The organism is Actinopolymorpha sp. B17G11 (assembly GCF_040196095.1).
Classification (GTDB): Bacteria; Actinomycetota; Actinomycetes; order Propionibacteriales; family Actinopolymorphaceae; genus Thermasporomyces.
Map to the genome: position 1 here is coordinate 1 of NZ_JBEFTW010000035.1, position 16,977 is coordinate 16,977.

Below are 16,977 nucleotides of genomic sequence, written 5' to 3' on the forward strand. Positions count from 1 at the left end.
CCCGAGAGGGGTCAGAGGGCGTCGGCGGGGTGGTAGACGCCCCACACGGAGCGGAGGGCGTCGCAGACCTCGCCGACTGTGGCGCGGGCGGCGAGAGCATCCTTCATCGGATAGAGCACGTTGTCGGCGCCGGCCGCCGCATCTCGCAACGCCGCCAGTGCGCGATCGACCTCGGCGCCGGAGCGGTCCGCGCGCAGCTTCGCCAACCGGTCCCGCTGGGCCTCCTCGATCGCCGGGTCGACCCGCAGCGGCTGGTACGCCTCGTCGTCGGGCGTCACGAACCGGTTGACCCCGACGACGACGCGTTCCCCGTCGTCGATCTGCCGGGCGATCCGGTAGGCCGCGTGCTCGATCTCGGCCTTCTGGAAGCCCTTCTCGATCGCCGCCACCGCACCGCCGAGGTCGGAGACCTGCTCCATGAGCGCGACCGCCTCGTCCTCCACCGCGTCGGTCAACGACTCCACGGCGTACGACCCGGCGAAGGGGTCGACGGTCTTCGTCACGTCGGTTTCGTACGCCAACACCTGCTGGGTACGCACCGCCAACCGCGCCGCCTTCTCACTCGGCAACGCGATCGCCTCGTCGTAGGCGTTCGTGTGCAGCGACTGCGTGCCTCCCAGCACCGCGGCCAGCCCCTGCAGCGCCACCCGGACCAGGTTGACCTCCGGCTGCTGCGCGGTCAGCTGAACCCCGGCAGTCTGGGTGTGGAACCGCAGCATCATCGACTTCGCGTTCGCCGCCCCGAACTCCTCCCGCATCACCCGCGCCCAGATCCTCCGCGCCGCGCGGAACTTCGCCACCTCCTCCAGCAACGTCGTCCGCGCCACGAAGAAGAACGACAACCGCGGAGCGAAGTCGTCCACGGCAAGCCCCGTCGCGACCGCCGCCCGGACGTACTCGATCCCGTTCGCCAACGTGAACGCGATCTCCTGCGCCGGCGTCGCCCCCGCCTCGGCCATGTGGTAACCCGAGATCGAGATCGTGTTGAACCGCGCAAGCTCCGCTTGACAGTACGCAAAAATGTCAGACACCAACCGCAGCGACGGTTTGGGCGGATAGATGTAGGTGCCCCGCGCGATGTACTCCTTCAGCACGTCGTTCTGGATCGTGCCGCTCAGCCGGCCGGGCGCGACACCGTGCTCCTCCCCCACCAGTTGGTAGAGCAGCAGCAACACCGCGGCGGGCGCGTTGATCGTCATCGACGTCGAGACCTGGTCCAGCGGGATCCCGTCGAAGAGCAACCGCATGTCGTCGATCGAGTCGATGGCCACGCCGACCTTGCCGACCTCACCGTGCGCGACCGGCGCGTCCGAGTCGTACCCCATCTGGGTGGGCAGGTCGAACGCCACCGACAGTCCCGCGTTGCCGGCCTCGATCAGTTGGTGGTAGCGCCGGTTCGACTCCGCCGCCGTCCCGAACCCCGCGTACTGCCGCATCGTCCACGGCCGACCCGTGTACATCGACGCGTACACACCGCGGGTGTACGGATACCGTCCAGGTTCGCCGATCTTGTCCGCCGGATCCCAGCCGGCGAGATCTGACGGTCCGTAGACGGCCCGGAACGGAAGTCCCGACTCGGTCACTCTGGGAGGCGTCGGGACCGCCTCCGGCTCGGAACGATCAGTCATCCGGCGTCCTCCGGCGTGTGTGCCTCGGCGGCCACAGGAGGCGGTACGCCTCCAGCGGGCGGAGCCCAGCGGCAATTGTGTCTCAGCGTCATCCTGCCGACACGGATGCCGCCAGCGTACGGCGCCACAAGCGTCCAGGTCAGAAGGGCTCATAGACTCGACCCGGATCGGCAATACGATCAGTCCCGCCCGTTTACCTCCAACCACGAACGTGGGGAGTCGTGCGAGTCGCCGTCATCGCAGAGTCCTTCTTGCCTCAGGTCAACGGTGTCGCCAACTCGGTGCGACACCTGGTGGACCATCTCGTCGAGCGGGGGCACCAGGCACTCATCGTCGCACCAGGCCCAGGTGAGGACGCTCATGGTCCCACCCCCGTCGTCCGGGTGCGCAGCCTGCCGCTGCCGATGTACCCCGACTTCCCGCTCGGGCTTCCCGACGCGGGGTTACGCAAGGCGGTGACCGAGTTCGCACCGGACGTCATCCACCTCGCGTCGCCGCTGATGCTCGGCATGTCAGCGCTGCGTACGGCGGAGAAGTTCGCCATCCCGACCGTCGCCATCTACCAGACCGACGTGGTGGGCTTCGCCCAGCAGTACGGCTTCGTCGGGGTCGAGCGCGCGCTGTGGGCGTGGATGCGGCGGAGCTACGCCCGTGCCGGCCGGACGCTCGCGCCGTCCCGGGCGGCACTGGCACAGCTCGCCGAGATCAAGGTGCCGCGCCTGCACTGCTGGCCGCGCGGTGTCGACCTGCGGAGGTTCCATCCGTCCCGCCGGGACCCGGGCCTTCGCCGTCGTCTCGCGCCGGGCGGCGAGGTCCTCGTCGGCTACGTCGGACGCGTGGCAACCGAGAAGCGGGTCCACCTGCTCCGGCACATCGCGGGGCTGCCCGGTGTCCGGCTCGTCGTCGTCGGTGACGGACCTGCCATCGACGAGGTACGCGCGCAGGCCCCCGGCGCGGCGTTCCTCGGTATGCAGGGCGGCCTCGACCTGGCCCGGGCCATCGCCTCCCTCGACGTCTTCGTCCACACCGGAGCGCACGAGACGTTCTGTCAGGCGGCCCAGGAGGCACTCGCCAGCGGCGTACCCGTCGTGGCCCCGGCCGCTGGCGGCCTGCTCGATCTCGTCGTTCCCGGGCGTACGGGCCTGCTGTATCCGCCGGTCGAGTCCGAGGTGGCGGTGCAGGCGTTCCGGGATGCGGTACTCCAGCTGGCCCACGACGAGCCGCTGCGGCAGGAGATGGGCGAGGCCGCCCGGATGTCGGTGCGCGAGCGCAGTTGGGAGCGCATCCTCGACGAGCTGATCGAGGTGCACTACCGCGCGGTCCTCCGCCGCCCGGCGACACCGACGCTCGCTGCCTGAGTCGCCGCCATACGCACGACCTGAGTCGCCGCCGTACGCACGACCAGCCCGCCCGTGACCGGAGGACATCGATGCACATCGCCCAGCTGGCGAACTTCTACGGCCCCTCGTCCGGCGGTCTGCGTACCGCCATCGACGCGCTCGGTCGTGGGTACGTCGAGGCTGGGCACCGCCGGTCCCTGCTGGTTCCCGGGCCGTACGACGCGTGGGAGGAGACCGAGCACGGCCTGGTCGTGACGTTCCGCGCTCCACTCCTGCCCGGTACGTCCTACCGCATGGTCCCCGAGACCTGGCGGATCCGCGACGTACTCGACCGGCTGCGCCCCACCAACGTCGAGGTGTCGGACAAGCTCACGATGACGACCGCCGCGAGCTGGGCGCGGCGGCACGACGGCGGCAGCGTCCTGCTCTCCCACGAGCGCCTCGACACCCACCTCAGTCCGCGGATCGGGTGGCGGCCCGGCCTGGTCGCGGGCGTCAACCTCCTCAACCGGTCGTTGCTGCGGCGGTTCGACCAGGTGGTGGTCACGTCGGCCTTCGCGGCGCGGGAGTTCGAGCGGGTCGCGGTGCGGCCGGTACGCCAGGTCGCGCTTGGCGTGGACCTCACGACGTTCCATCCGGACCGCGCTTCGCCCGCTGCCACCCGTGCCAACGGTGGCACCGCTGCCACCGGTGCCGTCGGTGCCGTCGGTGCCGCAGGCGCCGCGGGCGCCGACCGCGATGGCGAGGTCCCCCGTCTCATCCACGCCGGCCGGTTGTCGCAGGAGAAGCGGCCCGACCTCGCCGTCGCGACCGCGGTCGAGCTGCACCGGCAGGGGTTCGCGTTCCGGCTCGACGTCTTCGGTGACGGCCCGGACCGCGCGGCCCTGCAGGACCTCGCCGGTGACGCACCGGTCGTCTTCCATCCGTACGTCGGTGACCGGCTCGCGCTGGCTGCCGAACTCGCCGCCGCGGACGTGTCGCTGTCGGTCTGCCCGTTCGAGACGTTCGGGCTGGCGATCCTCGAGGCGCTCGCCTGCGGGACGCCGGTCGTGACGGCGGACACCGGTGGTGGCCGGGAGCTCGTCACGCTGGCCTCGGGTGCCTGGGCGAAACCAGATCCGCGGGCACTCGCGGCCGCGGTGACCGGTGTGCTGGCGCGCGACCGCGACGCCCGCCGAAAGGCCGCGCGCGAGCAGGCGGAGTGCTATCCGTGGAGCGCGTCCGTATCCGCCATGCTCGACGTCCATGCCGCCACCGGCCGGAGGGCCCGCGTGCGTACGAGTGGCCGCGCACGTACGCATACTTGACGGGTGCGCATCACCAGAAGGATCGCCGCGTTCCTGCTCGTCGTCGCCGCGTGGAATGTCGTGACCTATGCCGTGTTCATCCGTAACCTCGCCGCGACCGAGGGCCGGCCGACCGGGTTCTATGTCGCGCACACGGTTCTCATCGTGGTCAATCTTGCGATCGCCGTGGTGCTCGCCATCCTTGGCTGGAGGGCTTGGCGAGCTGAGCGACGGCGGGACCCGGCGAGCTGAGCGGGCGCGTCACGCCTCGGACGTCGCGCCCGGTATCTCGAGTGTGTTGCCGCCGGAGACGACGACCACGACGGTCGTACCGGCGGCGGGGCGCACCACACCGCAGAACAGGCTCGCGAACGCGGTCGCACCACCGGGCTCGGCCAGGATCCGGCAACGCTCCCACAGGAACTCCCGCGCCGTCACGATCGCGTCGTCCGGCACAAGTGGCGGAGTGATGCCCCGGCTCGCGGCAACCTCGTAAGCGATCCTGCCCGCGGTCGCGGCACCCATGCTGTCGGCCGCCACCCCACCCACCTCGCCCTGAACGGGTCCGCCGGCTGCCAGTGCCGCGTGGAGGGTGCGGCAGCGTTCGGGCTCGACGGGGAGCACCATCGGGCCGCCATCGAGGGCGAGAGCCACACCGGCGAAGAGTCCTCCGCCGCCGCACGACACCAGCACCTGGTCGGCGTCCGGGACCTGGTCGGCGAGTTCGAGACCGAGCGAGCCCTGCCCGGCGACCACTTCGGAAGCGTCGTACGCATGAACCTCGGTGACCTGCCGGTCGGCCGCCCACTCCCGGCTCGCGGCCAGGGCGTCGGGGTAGTACCCGTCCACGACGACGACGGTGGCGCCGTAGGCCGCGATCCGGCGCGCCTTCACCGGAGGGGACGTCGCGGGTACGAAGACCTGCGCGGGTACGCCTGCCCGGCTCGCTGCCCACGCCACTGCCGCACCGTGGTTGCCGCCGGACGCGGCCACGACACCGCCGACGGGGACCGACCGGGTGAGCAACGTGTTGAGAGCGCCACGGGCCTTGAACGAACCCGTGTGCTGCAGAAGTTCGAGCTTGAGGACGACCCGCGCTTTTGTGCCAAGGTCGCCGCCATCGATCTCCATGACCGGCGTACGCCTGACATGCGGCGCCAACCGTGTGGCGGCAGCGCGAAGATCATCACGACTTGGTGACACTACGAAATCAGGCGCTCTCATATTGCTCCCAGGATTGCGGAATGATCGGGTCGACACAAACGGCATCTGAACTGGGCGTACTACTCTGACGGCACCATGACTCGGGACTTCCGTACTCGTTGTCGTCGTGCCACGCGCACCGCCGCCGTGGCCGTCCTCGCCACCCTGATCTCGCTCAGCGTGGTCACGCTACCCGCGACCGCCCAGCCGGTCGTACCCCTCGCCCCCGGCACTCCCACAGCCAAGCCCAGCGCGAGTCCCGACGCGACGGAGTCGCCCGAACCCGGCGGCCGCGAGGCGAGCCCGTTCCAGGGCCCCGTCGGTGGTGAGTCCCTCGCCGAGCTCGACAAGGTGATCGTCGATCCCGACGCGGCAAAGGAACCGCCCGACGTCGACGTCAAGTCCTACGTCGTCGCCGACATCGACACCGGCGAGATCCTCGCGGCCAAGAACCCCCACCTGCGGCTGCCCCCCGCGAGCACACTCAAGACACTCACCGCACTCACCCTGCTGCCCAGGTTGGACAAACGCGCCCGCTACACCGCTGTCCGCGCCGACGCGGACATGGAGGGCAGCAAGGTCGGTCTGGAAGCCGACCGCATCTACACGATCGACCAACTCTTCTACGGCCTCTTCCTTCCGTCGGGCAATGACGCCGCCAACGCGCTCGCCAACGCCAGCGGCGGCATGGATACCGCACTCGGGCTGATGATGGACGAAGCCGCCCGGCTCGGCGCGTACGACACCCACGTGGTCAACACCAGCGGGCTCGACGAACAAGGTCAGGTGTCGTCGGCCTATGACCTCGCGCTCTTCGCGCGGGCCGGCCTGGAGCGGCCGGACTTCCGCAAGTACGCATCGACCCTGCGCTACGACTTCCCCGGGCGGAACGGCAAGACGTTCCAGATCCAGAACCTCAACGACCTGATGACGGAGTACCCAGGCGCCATCGGCGTCAAGAACGGCTACACGACCAAGGCGCACCACACGCTGATCGGCGCCGCCGAGCGGCAGGGCCGGCGCCTCGTCGTGTCGTTGATGCGTACCGACAGCCCGTCCTGGGAGAAGGCGGCGGACCTACTCGACTGGGGCTACTCCGTTGCCGGCGACATCACCCCCGTCGGCACCCTCGTCACCGCCAAGGATGTCACCCAGGCGGTCGAGGCCCAGACGGCGGCGCTGACCCCCACAGCCGGACCCAACACCGCCCCGGCGGAGGCACCCACGGCCGGCGCCGACGGGGCGACCGGAGCACCGACCGTCGGTGCGGCGCCACCGGTCGACACCACGGTGGCGGTGCTTCCACGAGCGCTGCAACGCCTGCCGCTGTGGATCTGGGCGGCCCTGGTGCTGTTCATCGTGCTGGCCAGCATGCGGGTCTACGGCTACGTCCGTTCCCGACGCCAGTCCGACGCCCGGACCCGCGCCGTCGCCCGCGGCTAGCTGGCCGCCCGACGCCGCCCGCGGTAAGCAGACCACCTGACGTCGTGGCTCCCGCGACGGCGTGGCCGCGCGCGGGGTCCCATGATCATGAAAGAATGTCGCGTATACGCCGCAATGCCTTCATGATCACGATCATGATCACGGGGTCGTGGTGGGGTCGTCGGGGACGGGGGTGGGCCTCTCGGGGGTTCGCTCGTCCGGAGGCTGCTCGTCGGGAGTGGTGACGGCCCAGGCGGCGCCGAGGACCGCCAGCCGGGAGAAGTAGTTGATCCACACCAGCAGCGCGACCATGATCGCGAAGGCGCCGTACAACGGGTTCCTCGTCACGAAGCCGATCACGATGCTCGCCAGCTGCTTGAGCACCTCGAACCCGATGGCTGCCAGCAACGCACCCCCCAGGATCGCCCGGCCGGACACGTCGTGCCGGGGCAGCACCCGGTAGATCACGAAGAAGAGCAGGACGCTCGCCGCGACCCCGACCAGCAGCGCGCCCACCCACAGCAGCGCCCCCGCTCCGGGCACGCCGCGGAGTCCCAGCAGGTCGAGGATGATCTCGGTGAACCCCGTCACCGCCGTGCCCACTCCGACCGATGTGACCAGCACGATGCCGACGACCACGAGCACCAGGAGGTCGTAGGCCTTGCCCTTGACCAGTCCACGCTTGCGTTCCGGCGCGGACTCGAACACCGCCTGCAGGGACGTACGCAGCGCCGAGACCCAGCCGAGCCCCGAATAGAGCAGGACAAGGAGCCCGATCACGCCGACATTCGCCTTCTGGCGGGCGATCGCCTGGACGTCGATCTGGTTCGGTGCGTTCCCGATCATGCCGGGGAACGTCTGCACCAGTGCCGACGTCACCGCCTGCTCCACGCCCGGGATGAAGGCGACCCCGAAACCGACCGCGGCGAAGCACAAGGCGACCAGCGGGAAGAACGACAGGAACGCGAAGTACGTGACGGCGGCCGCCAGCTGGGTACCCATCACCGCCGAGTAGTGCTCGACCGCCCGCACGAGATGGTCGAGCAGGCCGGAGCGCGCCCGGGCCCGCTCAAGGACCGCCCGCAGCCGGTCCTTGATCCGCTCCAGGTTCACGTCCTATCGCTACCCGGGATCGGGCGGTGGATGCGGACCGGGAAGGGGCCCGCCGAGAGCGAAGTCCCGCTGCGGCCGCCACACCGAGTCGGCGCCGTGTTCGAAGAGGCTGAACGCCTCCACGGTGAAGGCGCATTCGTAGAGGTCGAGTGCTTCGTACGCCTTCGTCAGCATGTGGTCGGGCAGGTCGTGGGCGATGGTGACGTGCGGGTGGTACGGAAAGGCGAGCTCCCGCGTGAGAGGCCCGCTGCGAATACCGGTGGCGAGGCGTTCGCACGACGAGATGCCCTCGGCCACGGCGACGAACACCACCGGCGAGACGGGACGGAAGGTGCCGGTGCCGTGCAGCCGCATGTCGTACGGACGGGCCGACTCTGCCACCGCGAGAAGGTGCCGTTCGATCGCCGGCATCTCCTCGTCGACGAGCCGCGTCGGCGGGAGCAACGTGACGTGGGTGGGGATCGCCTCGGCCAGTGGATCACCGAGAGCCGCTCGCCAGCGCTGAAGTTCGCCGCCGTACGGCTCCGGGATCGCGATGGCGACGCCGATCGTGCGCACGCGCGACCACCTATCGTTTCGAGGGTACGAATCCGATGCGCTCGTACACGGTGCGCAGGGTGTCCACCGCCGTGTCCCGGGCGCGGTCGGCGCCGCGGGCGAGGATGCCGTCGAGGGTCTCACGGTCTTCGAGAAGTGCCAGCGTGCGCTCCCGCAAGGGTGTCACGAACTCCACGACCGCATCGGCGACGTCCCGCTTGAAGTCGCCGTAACCCTTGCCGGCGTACGCCTCCTCCAGCTCGGGGACGGGCCGGCCCGTCAGGGCCGAGAGAATGCTGAGCAGGTTCGACACGCCCGGCTTCTCGTTCTCGTCGAAGCGGACCTCGCGGCCGGAGTCGGTGACCGCGCTGCGGATGCGCTTGGCCGACACCGCCGGATCGTCGAGCAGTTCGATGATGCCGCCGGGCGCGGACGCCGATTTGCTCATCTTGGACCTGGGGTCCTGCAGGTCGTAGATCTTCGCCGTCTCGGCGAGGATGAACGGCTCCGGCACGACGAACGTCTCGCCGAAGCGGGCGTTGAAGCGTTGTGCCACGTCGCGGGTGAGCTCGAGGTGCTGACGCTGGTCCTCGCCGACCGGAACGGCGTTGGTGCGGTGGAGCAGGATGTCGGCGGCCATGAGGACCGGGTAGGTGAAGAGGCCCACCGTTGCGCTCTCCGCGCCGCCGCGAGCCGTCTTGTCCTTGAACTGTGTCATCCGGCTGGCCTCGCCGAAGCCGGTAAGGCACCCCAGGACCCAGGCGAGCTGGGCGTGCTCGGCGACGTGGCTCTGGACGAAGAGCGTGCACCGCTCCGGGTCGAGACCAGCGGCCACGAGCTGGGCCACCGAACGCAGCGTGCGCTCCTTCAGCAGAGCCGGGTCATGGCCCATCGTGATCGCGTGCAGGTCGACCACGCAGTACAGCGCGTCGGAGGTGTCCTGCATCGCCACCCACTGCCGGACGGCGCCGAGATAGTTGCCGAGGTGGAACGAGTCAGCGGTGGGCTGGATGCCCGAGAACACGCGCGGTCGCGACATGCCCAAGATTGTGCCAGGGCTCGATCCGCCATTGATCCGCGAGTCCACCCGGTCAACCCGAACCGGCCCTGTCCGCGGCCGCCACCTGGGCCCCGCCCGGGGCCCCGCAAATGACCACGCTGCCCATGCCAGTGGTCGCGAAACAGGTGCCGACGCCGTGTCCGGGTACCAGAGGCCTGCTCAGCGTGGTCATTTACCGGCCGGCTCGGCGGGCGGCGCGCGCGGCGAGACTCCCGACAGCTGAGGTCACTCGGCGGTCGGCGCCCCTGCGGCGGGGCGGGAGGCGGCCGGCTCGGGCGCGGCGTCCGGCGGGCGCGGGCTGAACCGCAACCGGGCAACCCTGCGGCCGTCGAGTTCGATCACCGTGAACAGGTGCCCCTCGAACTCCACCTGCTCCCCCACCGACGGCAGATGTCCCAGCCGGGCGATGACGAACCCGGCCACGGTCTCGTACGGGCCGTCCGGAACGCTGATCCCGGTCTCGTCGGTGAAGTCGTCGAGCCCCAGCCGGCCCTCGACCTCGACGTCGCCGGAGACCAGCCGGCGTGACGAGGCCTCGGCCACCGTGTCGTACTCGTCCCGGATGTCGCCGATGAGCTCCTCGACCAGGTCCTCGAGGGTGACGATGCCGGCCGTCCCGCCGTACTCGTCGAGCACGATCGCGAGGTGCTGGCTGGTCGAACGCATCTCCGACAGCGCCGTCAGCAGCCGCTTCGTGCCGGGCAGCAGCAGCACCTCCCGCGCCAGGTCGCCCACCCGCACCGACCGGGTGGCGACCTCGGGGTTCAGCAGGTCGCGGACGTGGACGAAGCCCACCACGTCGTCGGCGTCACCCCGCATGACCGGGTAGCGCGAGTGCGGCCGGTCGCTGACCATCTTGACGGTCTTGTAGACGGGGATGTCGGCGTCGAGGAAGTCGACCTCGGTCCGAGGCAGCATCACCTCGCGCAGCTGCCGGCTACCGGCGGCGAACACCTCGTCGACGATCGCCCGCTCCTCCTCACCGAGGGTCTCGTGGGCGGAGACGAGCTCGCGCAACTCCTCGTCGGACATCTGCTCGCGGCCGACGTTCGGGTCACCACCAAGCAGGCGTACGACGACGTTGGTGGACTTGGACAGGAACCAGATGATCGGCCGGCACAGGCGCGCCACCCGGTGGATGAACGGGCCGAGCGCCATCGAGAAGGTTTCGGCGTTCTGCAGAGCCAGGCGCTTGGCGGCCAGCTCGCCGAGGACGATCGAGACGTACGACACGGCCACCGTGATCAGGACCAGCGCCACCGGCTCCGAGGCGCCACCTGGCACCCCGATCCGTCGGAGCACCGGCGCCAGGTCCGAGGACAGGTTCGCGCCCGCGAACGCCGAGGCGAGGAAGCCCGACAGCGTGACACCGATCTGGACCGAGGACAGGAACAGGTTCGGGTCCCGGGTCAGCTGTGCCACCCGCTCGCCGCGCCGGCCGCGTTGGGCCAGAGTCTTGACCTGACCCTCCCGGAGGGACACGAGCGCCATCTCGGCCGCGGCGAAAACACCGCCGATGAGGACGAAGATCAGCGCGAGTCCGATGTTGGCCAGGACGCCGTTCATGTGCTGGTCACCGCCTGCTCAGTGGCGCAGGCTGCCGGTATGGGAGCCGGGACCGCTGGTCTTCGCCATGGCCCAAGAGTATGAGGCGCCGCACGGCGCACGGTAACGAACCCTTCTGGGAGTGGCCCGGCAGGATGGGATCTTGTGGAGCTTCTAAGGTTTCTCCGACGTATGCGGGACCGGATCGGTTTCGTCGCGCAGAGCCGCGCGGATTCGTCGGGGAGATTCGTCGTACGCGATGTCGCACGAGTGTCGCGAGGACCTCGTGCCTCGGACCGGTGGGGAGATTTCGGGCAGGCATGAAGAAAACGACCACCCGGCTGGCTGACGGACGCGAGCTGATCTACTTCGACGAGACCGACGGCGCGGACCGGTCGGCCCTCGACCTGCGGGACCTTCCGGAGCGTGCCGGCGGATCGGAGCTTCGCTACGACGCGGTCCTCGACGAGTGGGTCGCGGTCGCCGCGCACCGGCAGGGCCGGACCTTCCTGCCGCCGGCTGACCAGTGCCCGCTGTGCCCGTCGCGCCCGGGACGGCTGACGGAGATCCCGGCGAGCGACTACGACGTGGCGGTGTTCGAGAACCGGTTTCCGTCGTTCGGCCTCCTGGGTCCCCCCGACGCGGTGATCAGCGCGGCGGCCGGCGCGGGCGGCGGCGTGCCCGAGGTGGACTCCGAGGCGCCCGACCCCTTCGCGCGCCGGCCGGGTGTGGGTCGGTGCGAGGTGGTCTGCTTCACCGCGGAGCACGGCACGGGGTTCGGTTCGTTGACGCCGACACGCGTGCGGACGGTCATGGAGGCCTGGGCCGACCGCACCGCCGAGCTGAACGCCATGCCGGGCGTCGAGCAGGTGTTCTGCTTCGAGAACCGCGGCGAGGAGATCGGCGTCACGCTGCACCATCCGCACGGCCAGATCTATGCCTATCCGTTCGTCACGCCGAGGACGCGGCGGATGCTGGCATCGGCCCGGGCGTACGCCGCCCGGACGTCGGGGAATCTCTTCGACGATTTGCTGGCCGCTGAACGTGCCGAGGGGATACGGGTCGTCGCCGAGACCGACCACTGGACGGCGTACGTGCCGGCGGCCGCGCGCTGGCCCGTCGAGGTGCAGCTCCATCCGCGTCGCCGGGTGCCCGACCTGCCAGCCCTCACCGATGCCGAACGCGACGACTTCGGGCCGCTCTACCTCCAGTTGCTGCGTGCGCTGGACGGCTACTTCGGGGTCCGGGGTCGTCCCCGGGAAAGCACTGTCGGGGACCAGGACCGCCCTCGGGAACGCACCGCTCAGGAAGGCATTGCCGACGACCCGCTGCCCTACATCGCTGCCTGGCACCAGGCGCCGACGCGAGCCGGCCGTGATCTCATGTCCCTTCACCTGCAGGTGTTCTCGATCCGCCGCGCGCCCAACAAGCTGAAGTACCTCGCCGGTTCGGAGTCGGCGATGGGTGTCTGGATCAACGACGTACGACCGGAAGACATCGCCACTCGGCTGCGGGAGTCGCTGTGAAGTTGCTCGTCACCGGAGGCGCGGGCTACATCGGCGGGATCGTCACCGCGTTGCTGCTCGAGGCCGGCCACGACGTGACCGTGCTCGACGACTGCTCGACCGGTCATGCCGACGCGGTACCGGCCGGCGCGGGTTTCGTGCAAGGTGGAATTGACAGTGCCGGTGACGTGCTCGATCCGTCGTACGACGGGGTCCTGCATTTCGCCGCCAAGTCTCTCGTCGCGGAGTCCGTGCGGCACCCGGATCGCTACTGGCGGGGCAATGTCGGTGGTTCGTTGGCGCTGCTCGACGCGATGCGCGCACATGGCGTTCGACGGATCGTGTTCTCCTCGACCGCGGCCACCTATGGCGAGCCGGCGACGATGCCGATCACCGAGGACACGCCACCCGTGCCGACGAATCCCTACGGTGCTTCGAAGTTGGCCGTCGACCGGATGCTCGAAGGTGAGGCCCGTGCCTACGACCTGGCCGCGGTGAGCCTCCGTTACTTCAACGTCGCGGGGGCCTATGGCCAGCTCGGTGAGCGACACGACCCCGAGACGCACCTGATCCCGAACCTTCTCGCGGTGGCGGCCGGCGAGGTCGAGCAGGCGAAGGTGTTCGGCACGGACTACCCGACCCGCGACGGAACCGCCGTCCGTGACTATCTCCATGTGGTCGATCTCGCCGACGCCCACCTGCGGGCCCTCGACGCCGCGGCGCCCGGCCGCCACCTGGTGTGCAACCTGGGCACGGGCGCGGGTTCGACGGTGCAGGAAGTGCTTGACGCCGTACGCCGGGTCACCGGGCGGCCGGTCCCGGTCACCGAAAACCCACGCCGGCCAGGTGATCCGCCCGCCCTGGTGGCGTCGAACGAGCGGGCGAGGAGCGAGCTCGGGTGGTCCCCGCAACGCGACCTTGACACGATGGTGGCCGACGCGTGGGCCTTCCGGCAGGGACTGCCGGAAGCGCCCGGCGGAAGGGCGGCTGCGGGAGGGAGTGCACGGTGAACCTGCGCGAGAGGTTCGGGGAGACGTTCGGACACGCGCCCGACGGCGCGTGGGTGGCTCCTGGACGGGTCAACCTGATCGGTGAGCACACCGACTACAACGACGGCTTCGTCCTGCCGTTGGCGTTGCCACACAGTGTCGTGGTGACCGTGGCGAAACGCGACGACGGCCTGCTCCGCCTGGCATCCCAGCAGGCCGATGGCCGGGTCGAGACCCCCGTCGACGGGTTGGCGCCGGGCAAGGTCGACGGCTGGGCGGCCTATGTCGCCGGTGTGGTGTGGGCGCTGCGGGACGCGGGCTACGACGTCGCGGGCATGGACATCCTGGTTGACGGTGACGTCCCGCTTGGCGCCGGTCTGTCGTCCTCGGCGGCCCTGGAATGCGCGACCGCACTCGCGGCCGTCGACCTGCATGATCTCGCAGTCGAGCGCGCGGCGCTCGCGAGGATCGCGCAGCGCGCCGAGAACGCGTTCGTCGGCGTACCGTGCGGCATCATGGACCAGTCGGCGGCGCTGCTCTGCACCCGCGACCACGTGTTGTTCCTCGACAGCCGGTCACTCGACACCGCACAGGTGCCGTTCTCCCTTGCCGCCGAAGGCCTTGCCCTGTTGGTGATCGACACCCGCGCACCGCACCGGTTGGTCGACGGAGAGTACGCCGTCCGCCGGCGTACGTGCGAGGATGCTGCCGCGACACTGGGCCTGTCCGCGCTGCGCGACCTCGACGACCCCTCCCGCGACGGCACCGCACTCGACGAGGCGTTGGAGCGCCTGCCGGATGAGGTCGTACGCCGCCGGGTGCGCCACGTGGTCACCGAGAACGACCGGGTACGCCAGACCGTCGAGCGCCTGCGCACCTCGTCCGCGCGCGAGATCGGCCCACTGCTCACCGCGTCGCACGCCTCGCTGCGGGACGACTACGAGGTGACGGTGCCCGAACTCGACACCGCCGTCGACGCCGCACTCGACGCGGGAGCGCTCGGTGCCCGGATGACCGGCGGCGGCTTCGGCGGCTGCGTCATCGCGCTGGTGGAAGCCGACGCGGCGGAGGCCGTCGCCCAGCGGGTGGCGACGGCGTTCTCCGCGGCCGGGTTCACAACGCCCGCGTGGTTCGTCGCGGAGGCGTCACCCGGCGCCCGCCGGCTGTCCTGAAGGCTGTCCACATGTCGGCCTGCTGCGCACCCTCCTCCGGCGAGGCACGCGGAGAGACCCCCATCGGTCGCGACCACTCGGCCCCGACCACCGCGACGTCCACCGGTCCGGTCGAGTTGCCTTTCACTGTGCCAGCGCGCGACCCGCGCGACATCGCCCGCGGGATGGTACGGATCCCGGCCGGTACGTTCGCCATGGGCGGCGACGACCCCGACGCGTTTCCCGACGACGGCGAAGGCCCGGTGCGCAGCGTCCGACTCTCTTCGTACCTCCTCGACGCGACCGCCGTCACCAACCGGCAGTTCGCGGCGTTCGTCAAGGCCACCGGCTATGTGACGGAGGCGGAGACGTTCGGTTGGTCGTTCGTCTTCCATCTCTTCGTCGGTGCCGTGGGGCGCCGGCATGTCATGGACGCGTCGGTGCCTGGTGCTTCGTGGTGGCTCGCCGTCGAGGGTGCGAGTTGGCGGGCACCCGAGGGCCCCGGCAGCGACGTCGCGCGGCGGCCGCAGCACCCGGTGGTCCACGTGTCGTGGCTCGATGCGTACGCCTATGCCCGCTGGGCCGGCAAGCGCCTGCCGACCGAAGCGGAATGGGAATGTGCCGCGCGGGGTGCCCTCCCGCGAGCGAGGTACGCGTGGGGCGACGACCTCACCCCGCGCGGGCGGCACCGCTGCAACATCTGGCAGGGCAACTTCCCGCGGGTGGACACCGCCGACGACGGGTTCTCCGGGACCGCACCGGTCAAGTCGTACGCACCGAACGGGTTCGGCCTCTACGAGGTGGCCGGCAACGTGTGGGAATGGTGCGCCGACTGGTGGAGCACCGACTGGCATGCCGCCGAAGCGCCTGCGACGCGGATGGACCCCGTCGGGCCGGGCTCCGGTGACGCGCGGGTCATGCGCGGCGGCAGCTACCTGTGCCATGCGTCGTACTGCAACCGCTACCGCGTCGCCGCCCGGACGAAGAACACCCCGGACAGCTCCGCCGGCAACCTCGGCTTCCGCTGCGCCGCCGACCCCCTCTGAACATGGCGTCGCCTCGGATTCCATGATCATGAGGGAGAAACCGGCCACTCGGCGAGGCGAGAGTGCCCGATTTCTCTCTCATGATCATGGAAGAGTGCCGGCAGCCCGGCTCTCGCAGAGGATCGCGCTCTGCAGGCCGGGTGTGGATCCGAAAGGAGCGTTGTGACCCAGCATCGACTCGACCCGAGTCCGGATACCGTTACCGACGTCCTCTCCCGCGAACTCTCGCCGGTGCTCACGGTGGACCCGGGGGATTCCGTTGTCGTTCGTACGCTCAACGCCTCTGGTCATCTGGAGCGCCAACGCACACCAGGCGAAACGCGCCCGACGATGCACACCGACCGGCGCGGCCACTGCCTGGCCGGACCGATCTTCGTCCGCGGGGCGGCGCCCGGGATGATGCTCGGCGTCCACCTGGTCTCGCTGCGGCCGGACGACTGGGGCTTCACGGTCGCCGGCGGGCGCGACACCCCGCTCAACCGGCAGTTGGGCGTCGCGGGCGGCGAGCCCGCGTGGCTGCTGTGGGAGCTTGATGCCGAACGGTGCCTGGGTACGAACGATCGGGGCCACACGGTCGCTCTCGCGCCGTTCCTCGGCGTGATCGGCCTGCCGCCCGACGAGCCGGGCGAGCACTCCACGATCCCTCCGCGGCCAGCGGGTGGCGGCAACATCGACTGCGGGGACCTCGTGGCCGGCTCGACGCTCTACCTGCCCGTCACCGTTTCGGGCGCGCTGCTCTGCATTGGCGACGGGCATGCGGCACAGGGCGACGGGGAGGTCGGTGGTACGGCGATCGAGTGCGGCATGACCACGCACGTCGAACTCACCCTGGCCACGGATCGGCCGCTGCCGACGGTGCATGCGGAGACACCGACGAGTTGGGTCACTTTCGGCTTCCATGCCGATCTCAACCAGGCGATGGTCTCGGCGCTGGACGACATGCTGGGGTGGATGGGTACGGCGTACTCCCTCGGCAAGGCGGAGGCGCTCGCGCTCGCCAGCACCACGGTCGATCTGCGCATCACCCAGGTGGCCAACCAGACCTGGGGCGTGCATGCCGTGCTGCGCCGCGACGCCGTACGCTGAGATCCTGGTCGACGGCCGGCTCCCCAGTCGGGACGGGCGAAAACGCGTGGCCAGCCGGCGGCATGG

15 protein-coding genes are annotated in these 16,977 nt (G+C 70.2%); 9 read left to right on the top strand and 6 right to left on the bottom strand.

The window, feature by feature from the left end; translation table 11 throughout:
* Positions 1–11: 11 nt before the first annotated feature.
* Entirely contained in the window at positions 12–1,628 is a 1,617-nt protein-coding gene (locus ABN028_RS27740; RefSeq protein WP_349326908.1) for an acyl-CoA mutase large subunit family protein, read from the bottom strand.
* A 221-nt stretch (positions 1,629–1,849) separates the two neighbouring features.
* On the opposite strand from ABN028_RS27740, the gene ABN028_RS27745 reads away from it, so the two are divergent.
* The 3 genes from ABN028_RS27745 (at position 1,850) to ABN028_RS27755 (ending at position 4,506) form a co-directional block, all read left to right on the top strand.
* A complete protein-coding gene (locus ABN028_RS27745; RefSeq protein WP_349698669.1) occupies positions 1,850–2,986 on the top strand; it encodes a glycosyltransferase family 4 protein in 1,137 nt (378 codons plus the stop codon).
* A gap of 71 nt (positions 2,987–3,057) precedes the next feature.
* Complete coding sequence (locus ABN028_RS27750; RefSeq protein ID WP_349698670.1) at positions 3,058–4,275, top strand: glycosyltransferase; 1,218 nt, start codon at positions 3,058–3,060, stop codon at positions 4,273–4,275.
* A gap of 3 nt (positions 4,276–4,278) precedes the next feature.
* Complete coding sequence (locus ABN028_RS27755) at positions 4,279–4,506, top strand: SCO4848 family membrane protein (protein ID WP_349326905.1); 228 nt, start codon at positions 4,279–4,281, stop codon at positions 4,504–4,506.
* 9 nt (positions 4,507–4,515) lie between these two features.
* Here ABN028_RS27755 and ABN028_RS27760 read toward each other — a convergent pair whose 3' ends face one another.
* The gene (locus tag ABN028_RS27760; protein WP_349698671.1) at positions 4,516–5,523 is read right to left on the bottom strand and encodes a threonine/serine dehydratase; all 1,008 of its coding nucleotides are present in this window, start codon (positions 5,521–5,523) and stop codon (positions 4,516–4,518) included.
* Between the two features lie 30 nt (positions 5,524–5,553).
* Between ABN028_RS27760 and ABN028_RS27765 the strand changes: the two genes are divergently transcribed.
* Positions 5,554–6,900 (top strand): D-alanyl-D-alanine carboxypeptidase family protein, encoded by a 1,347-nt coding sequence (locus tag ABN028_RS27765; RefSeq protein WP_349698672.1) that lies wholly within the window; start codon positions 5,554–5,556, stop codon positions 6,898–6,900.
* A 138-nt stretch (positions 6,901–7,038) separates the two neighbouring features.
* Here the strand turns inward: ABN028_RS27765 and ABN028_RS27770 are convergent, their stop codons facing one another.
* The 4 genes from ABN028_RS27770 to ABN028_RS27785 form a co-directional block, all read right to left on the bottom strand.
* Complete coding sequence (locus ABN028_RS27770) at positions 7,039–7,992, bottom strand: YihY/virulence factor BrkB family protein (protein ID WP_349326902.1); 954 nt, start codon at positions 7,990–7,992, stop codon at positions 7,039–7,041.
* 9 nt (positions 7,993–8,001) lie between these two features.
* Entirely contained in the window at positions 8,002–8,550 is a 549-nt protein-coding gene (locus ABN028_RS27775) for a 2'-5' RNA ligase family protein (protein WP_349326901.1), read from the bottom strand.
* Between the two features lie 10 nt (positions 8,551–8,560).
* Positions 8,561–9,568 (bottom strand): tryptophan--tRNA ligase, encoded by a 1,008-nt coding sequence (gene trpS / locus ABN028_RS27780; protein WP_349326900.1) that lies wholly within the window; start codon positions 9,566–9,568, stop codon positions 8,561–8,563.
* Positions 9,569–9,814: 246 nt separating this feature from the next.
* Positions 9,815–11,155: a hemolysin family protein gene (locus ABN028_RS27785; protein ID WP_349326899.1), complete on the bottom strand. Its 1,341-nt coding sequence runs from the start codon at positions 11,153–11,155 to the stop codon at positions 9,815–9,817.
* Between the two features lie 299 nt (positions 11,156–11,454).
* Between ABN028_RS27785 and galT the strand changes: the two genes are divergently transcribed.
* The 5 genes from galT to ABN028_RS27810 all read left to right on the top strand — a co-directional run bounded on the left by galT (position 11,455) and on the right by ABN028_RS27810 (position 16,911).
* The gene (gene galT / locus ABN028_RS27790) at positions 11,455–12,660 is read left to right on the top strand and encodes a galactose-1-phosphate uridylyltransferase (RefSeq protein WP_349326897.1); all 1,206 of its coding nucleotides are present in this window, start codon (positions 11,455–11,457) and stop codon (positions 12,658–12,660) included.
* Entirely contained in the window at positions 12,657–13,649 is a 993-nt protein-coding gene (gene galE / locus ABN028_RS27795) for a UDP-glucose 4-epimerase GalE (RefSeq protein WP_349698673.1), read from the top strand. Before galT ends, galE begins: the two co-directional genes overlap by 4 nt.
* Entirely contained in the window at positions 13,646–14,800 is a 1,155-nt protein-coding gene (gene galK / locus ABN028_RS27800; protein ID WP_349698674.1) for a galactokinase, read from the top strand. The genes galE and galK overlap by 4 nt, the downstream gene beginning before the upstream one ends.
* 128 nt (positions 14,801–14,928) lie before the next feature.
* Complete coding sequence (locus tag ABN028_RS27805; RefSeq protein WP_349326894.1) at positions 14,929–15,825, top strand: formylglycine-generating enzyme family protein; 897 nt, start codon at positions 14,929–14,931, stop codon at positions 15,823–15,825.
* Positions 15,826–15,987: 162 nt separating this feature from the next.
* Complete coding sequence (locus ABN028_RS27810; RefSeq protein ID WP_349698675.1) at positions 15,988–16,911, top strand: acetamidase/formamidase family protein; 924 nt, start codon at positions 15,988–15,990, stop codon at positions 16,909–16,911.
* Positions 16,912–16,977: the final 66 nt, after the last annotated feature.